The sequence below is a fragment of the Protofrankia sp. CiP1_Cm_nod1 genome, from assembly GCF_920888515.1.
Lineage (GTDB): Bacteria > Actinomycetota > Actinomycetes > Frankiales > Frankiaceae > Protofrankia.
Genome location: NZ_CAKKTM010000061.1, coordinates 1 through 5,285 on the forward strand (window position 1 = coordinate 1; position 5,285 = coordinate 5,285).

The 5,285-nt window shown below is 70.7% G+C and carries 4 protein-coding genes; all 4 read left to right on the plus strand.

Going from position 1 to position 5,285, the window contains the following annotated elements; all coding sequences use genetic code 11:
• Positions 1-912, plus strand: a 912-nt coding sequence (locus NBX02_RS03570) for a Ppx/GppA phosphatase family protein (protein WP_250289996.1), incomplete at its 5' end; no start/stop codon positions are given.
• An 822-nt stretch (positions 913-1,734) separates the two neighbouring features.
• Positions 1,735-2,592, plus strand: a complete 858-nt coding sequence (locus tag NBX02_RS03575; RefSeq protein WP_445548244.1) for a uracil-DNA glycosylase family protein — start codon at positions 1,735-1,737, stop codon at positions 2,590-2,592.
• 123 nt (positions 2,593-2,715) lie between these two features.
• Positions 2,716-4,215: an NAD(P)/FAD-dependent oxidoreductase gene (locus NBX02_RS22910; protein WP_445548243.1), complete on the plus strand. Its 1,500-nt coding sequence runs from the start codon at positions 2,716-2,718 to the stop codon at positions 4,213-4,215.
• An 864-nt stretch (positions 4,216-5,079) separates the two neighbouring features.
• The coding region (locus NBX02_RS03585; protein ID WP_250289998.1) for a hypothetical protein at positions 5,080-5,285 on the plus strand (206 nt) is incomplete at its 3' end.

Below are 5,285 nucleotides of genomic sequence, written 5' to 3' on the forward strand. Positions count from 1 at the left end.
GGCACGGGCGGCACGGGCGGCACGGGCGGCACGGGCGGCCGGCGAGCGGCCGCCGCGGCCCCCCGGCTGCGGGACCTGGCCCGTCGCATGGAGATCGTCCGGCTGGGCGCCGGCGTCGACCGTACCGGCGAGCTGTCCCCCGAGGCGCTGGCGCGGACGTTCGCGGCGCTGCGCGCATACGCCGTGGAGATCGACCGGCTCGGCGCGTCCAGGGTGCGGATGGTCGCCACCAGCGCGACCAGGGACGCCCGCAACCGGGACGCCCTGGTGGCGGGCGTCCGCGCGATCCTCGGCGTCGAACCGGAGGTGATCACCGGTGACGAGGAGGCCGCGCTGTCCTACGCCGGTGCCACCGGTGAGCTGCGCGGCCATCCCGAGCCGTTCGTCGTGGCCGACATCGGCGGCGGGTCGACCGAGCTGGTTCTCGGGGACGCCGCACGGGTGCACGCGGCGAAGTCGGTGAACGTCGGCTGCGTGCGGCTGGCCGAACGGCACCTGCACGACGACCCGCCCACGCCCGCGCAGCTCGCGGCGGTGGTCGCCGACGCCCACGCGGCGTTCGACCTGGCCGAGCGGACCGTGGCCATCCGCTCGGCCGCGACCCTCGTCGGGGTCGCCGGGACGGTGACGACGGTGGCCGCCCTCGCCGCGGACCTGCCCGGCTACGACCCCGACCGGATTCACCTTTCCGTGACGGCTGCGTCGGACGTCGCCGCGGTGGCCGACCGGTTGGCGACGATGTCGCACGCGCAACGAGCGGCTCTCCCGGTGATGCATCCCGGCCGGGTGGACGTGATCGTTGCGGGGGCTCTGGTGCTGCGGACGCTGGTCGAGCGGGTCGGCGCGACCAGCGTGATCGCGAGCGAGCACGACATCCTCGATGGTATCGCCCTGTCGCTGCTCGCCCCGTGACCACCTCGCCCGCGCACACCCACCGCCGGCCTGACCGAGGCCCACGGGCCACCGCGGCCGGATCACGGGCCACCGCCGCTTGACAGACAGAACCAAGGGACGTCTACAGAGGGACTTCTACAGCAGCCACGTGTTCCCGTGATCCGTTGATATCCGATCACTAGTTCTTGATCGATTCCGGGCCGGGCTCGCGGTGTCTGGCTGAGGCTCTGGAGCGCCGGTCAGGTAACCATACGTATCCCTCCTGAACGATGGCACGCTTCGATGGACGTCGGCCACCAGAGAAGATCGGCGTAATTTTGTCGTTGTGTACGCTTTTGCGGCCAAAAAGCGTACACAACGACAAACTCTCCTGGATCATGGCCTGCGCGGGTGGTCGTGGATGGGATCCGCGTTACTTGACCGGCGTTCTAGGCTCGGGGTGCGATGGGTGAACTCCATGACGCCGTATGGGTCCTTGACGCCGCGGTCGACGGTGCCGCCGCCGGAGCCGGCACAGCCGCTGGTGGCGCCGGCACAGCCGCTGGTGGCGATGCCGACGATGCCGACGATGCCGCTCGTTTCGCTGGTGGTGCTGCTGGCCTCGCTGATGCCGACGGTGGATCCGCTGGTGGCGAGGGTGGCGAGGGTGGCGAGGGCGGTGTCGGTGGTGTCGGCGACCGGCGTCCGGTCGCGCCGGGGTCGGGCTGGCCGGGGGATCCCGCCTCGGCGGTGACCCCGGTAGCGGTCACGCCGGGTGATGTCGGGCGGCTCGCTGTCTCCGCGGGCGACACCGCCGAGCTCGACGCCAGGATGTCGGTGTGCCGGGCCTGTCCCCGGCTGGTGGGCTGGCGGGAGGAGGTCGCCCGGCAGCGGCGGGCCGCTTTCGCGCGGGAGCGTTACTGGGGGCGGCCGGTCCCGTCCTTCGGCCCCGAGGACGCCCGGGTGCTCGTCGTCGGTCTGGCACCGGCGGCGCACGGCGGCAACCGCACTGGACGGATCTTCACAGGGGACCGCAGCGGTGACTGGCTGTTCGCCTCCCTGCACCGGGTCGGGCTTGCGCGGTTGCCGACCTCGGTGTCGGCCGGTGACGGCCAGCGTCTGATCTCCACTCGTATCGTGGCCGCGGTGCGCTGCGCCCCACCGGCGAACAAGCCGACCACCCTGGAACGGGACACCTGCCGGGGATGGCTGATTCGCGATCTTGAACTGTTGCGGCCGACGCTGCGTGCGGTCGTCGTGCTCGGCGGGTTCGCCTGGACGGCGCTGTGGCCCGCGCTGGAGCGGGCCGGTCATCCGCTGCCGTCGCCACGGCCGGCGTTCGGGCACGGCCGTCGGGTCGTTCTCGCGGATGTTCCCGCGCCGGGCCCCACACGCCCGCCGGCCGGCCCGGTGCGGCGAGCCGCCTCCGCGGAAGCCGCATCTGGAGAAGCCGCATCTGGAGAAGCCGTCTCCCAACGAGATGTCTCCCAACGAGATGTCACTGAACGAGATGTCACTGAACGAGATGTCACAGCGCAAGGCGTCACCGAACGAGATGGCGCTGACGGGGGCGTCACCGAACATCGAGCGGGGCTGGTTGTCTTCGGCTGCTACCATCCCAGCCAGCAGAACACGTTCACCGGGCGGGTCACCGCCGAGATGATCGACTCTGTGCTCGGTGCCGCGGCGAGGGTAAGCGGCGCGGTCAGTGATAAATAACTGAACCACCGTCGATGTACACGTCGCCGAGTTGATCTCCGCGTGTTGTACGTCACGTGAGTCCGTCGTCCACCGGCGCCGTATCCGGGGGCATGGTCGCGTGGTGGCGAGTACCTTTTTTGTATGAGCTTTGGACAACCTCCGCACATCCTTGTTGTGGGTGGCGGTTACGTCGGTATGTACACGGCTTTGCGTCTTCAGCGTCGCCTTCGTCAGGGCGAGGCGACCGTGACGGTGGTCGAGCCCAACTCGTACATGACATATCAGCCGTTTCTTCCCGAAGCGGCGGCCGGAAACCTCGAGCCACGACACGTCGTCGTACCACTACGTAGGGTGCTGAATGGTTGCCGTGTGGTCAGCGGCAGCGTGACCGGGGTCAACCATGCCCAGCGGGTCGCCTATATTGCGCCAAATCAGGGCGCGCCGCATGAGCTCCACTACGACATCCTGGTCGCCTGTCCCGGGTCGGTCGCCCGGACGCTGCCCATCCCGGGTCTCGCGGAGCTGGGCATCGGCTTCAAGAGCGTGGCCGAGGCGATCCACATTCGGAACAAGGTCATCGAACGAATGGACGTCGCGGCGTCCAGTACCGACCCGCAGCTCCGGCGCCGCGCGCTGACATTTGTATTCATCGGCGGCGGGTTCGCGGGTATCGAGGCGATAGCCGAGCTTGAGGACATGGCCCGGGACGCCTGCAGGTTCTATCCTGAGCTGTCGCCGTCGGACATGCGCTGGGTGATGGTGGAGGCGAGCGGGCGGGTGCTGCCGGAGGTTTCGCCGGCGATGGGCCTGTACACGTTGAAGCAGCTTGAGCACCGTGGTATCGAGATGAAAATCAATACCCGGGTGAAAAGCCTTGTGGACGGTCATGTGGTGCTCGACAGCGGTGAGGAGTTCGACGCCGAGACCATCGTCTGGACCGCCGGGGTCAAGGCCCATCCGCTGCTCGCCAACACCGATCTCCCGCTCGACGAGCGGGGCCGGATCAGGGCGACCGCTTTCCTGCAGGTGGACGGCGTCGAGCAGGCATGGACGGCGGGTGACTGCGCCGCGGTGCCCGACCTCACCAAGGGGGAGGGCGCGACGACCGGTCCGTCCGCCCAGCACGCCGTCCGTCAGGCCAAGGTGCTGGCGGACAACATTCTCGCCGATCTCCGCGCCGAGCCGATCGCGCCGTACGAGCACAAGTACGCCGGGAGCGTCGCGTCGCTCGGCCTGCACAAGGGCGTGGCGGACGTGTACGGGATGAAGCTGCGCGGCTGGCCCGCGTGGCTGATGCACCGTACCTACCACCTCAGCCGGGTGCCGACCTTCAACCGCAAGGCGCGGGTGCTCGCGGACTGGACGCTGTCGCTGTTCTTCCGGCGGGAGATCGTCTCGCTGGGATCCTTCGCTGACCCCAGGGCGAGCTTCCGCGCGGCCGCGAGCCCGGCGGGCGCTCCGGCGGTGGCGGCGCCGGAGGCGGCCGCCCAGCAGCCCGCGCTTGCCGGGAAGCCGGCGGGACGGGCGGAGGCGACGGGAGGGACGGAGACGAACGGTTCCGCCTCGGCCGCCCGCAAGTCGCCCGCGCCCGCCAGGAGCGCGGGGCCGGCCAAGACCCCCGGGGGAACACCGCTGGCCTGACGGGGAACGACCGAGAGCAGGAGAGGACAGGAGCAACCAGCTCGTAACGTACGGTAACTAGCCGTTCTTCATGGTTCTTCGCGTGTCACCGCCCGCAGATCGTCACGTTTCCATCACTATCCGTGCCATCGCGTCGGGACGGCGCAGGTCCCAGGCCGCGGGAGCGCGGGCTGCCGGCCATGGCAGCGGGGTTTCCCGGGCACAGGGGTGTCCTGTACGGCCCGCGAACCGGTCGGCAGCGTACCCGACGGTAGGGCCTCCCCGGCCTCCCCGGTCGTGACGGCATCCCCGGTCGCGACGGTCGCAGCCGCCGCGACGGTATGGCTCCCCGCCCCGGCGGCGATGGCTCCCGTTCGGGGCGGCCGGACCGTCGGCCGTGACGGGGCGGGTGCCGGCCACGGCGCTCGGTTGCCGCGGCTCATGGTGTCGACGTCCACGGTGTCGACGTCCACGGTGTCGACGTCCACGGTGTCCACGCCCGTCGCGCACTCCAGCGGATATGACGGACATGGCGGATATGGATATTGTCGCCCGCTTCCGGTGACCGCCAGCCGCCGCGCGATCCGCCCGTCCGGACATCATCGGCTGATCGCGCATTCGGGCCGCGGCTGTTCCCGTTCGGGGGCAGGGTGAATCATCCGGTCCGCGGTCGCCTTATTTATGACGCTTTAACATCGAATGCCCGCCGTAGGTGACTATGGCGGGCATTTTCGTGAGCGGCTGTCCTGCGCGGCGCCGGCGGCCACGGGAGATCCGCTCGGTGCGGTCGTGGGCTGGCGGAGGTGTCCCGCCGGGCCTGGTCCTGCGTGCGCAGAGCCCGGTGCCGTGGAGGTCGTGGGCCGGCGGAGGTGTCCCGCGGGGCCGGTGGCCGCGGCGGCCACCGCCCACCGGGGAGACGCGGGCGCGGGAGGCATGGGCGGCGCGCTGCCCGGCCGGCGGCCAGGAGCGTCGCTGTCCGGCTGGCCTCGGCGAGAGCTGACCGGCAGGGAGACGGGAAAGCGCGCCCGCCGCAGCCGCCGGCTGGTGCCACCTCACCCGGCCGGCCGTGGGCGGGCCCGCCTGGTGGGACG

Coding starts and splice junctions, on each gene's coding strand:
- NBX02_RS22910 (WP_445548243.1), top strand. CDS start 2,716: ATGAGCTTTGGACAACCTCCGCACATCCTTGTTGTGGGTGGCGGTTAC.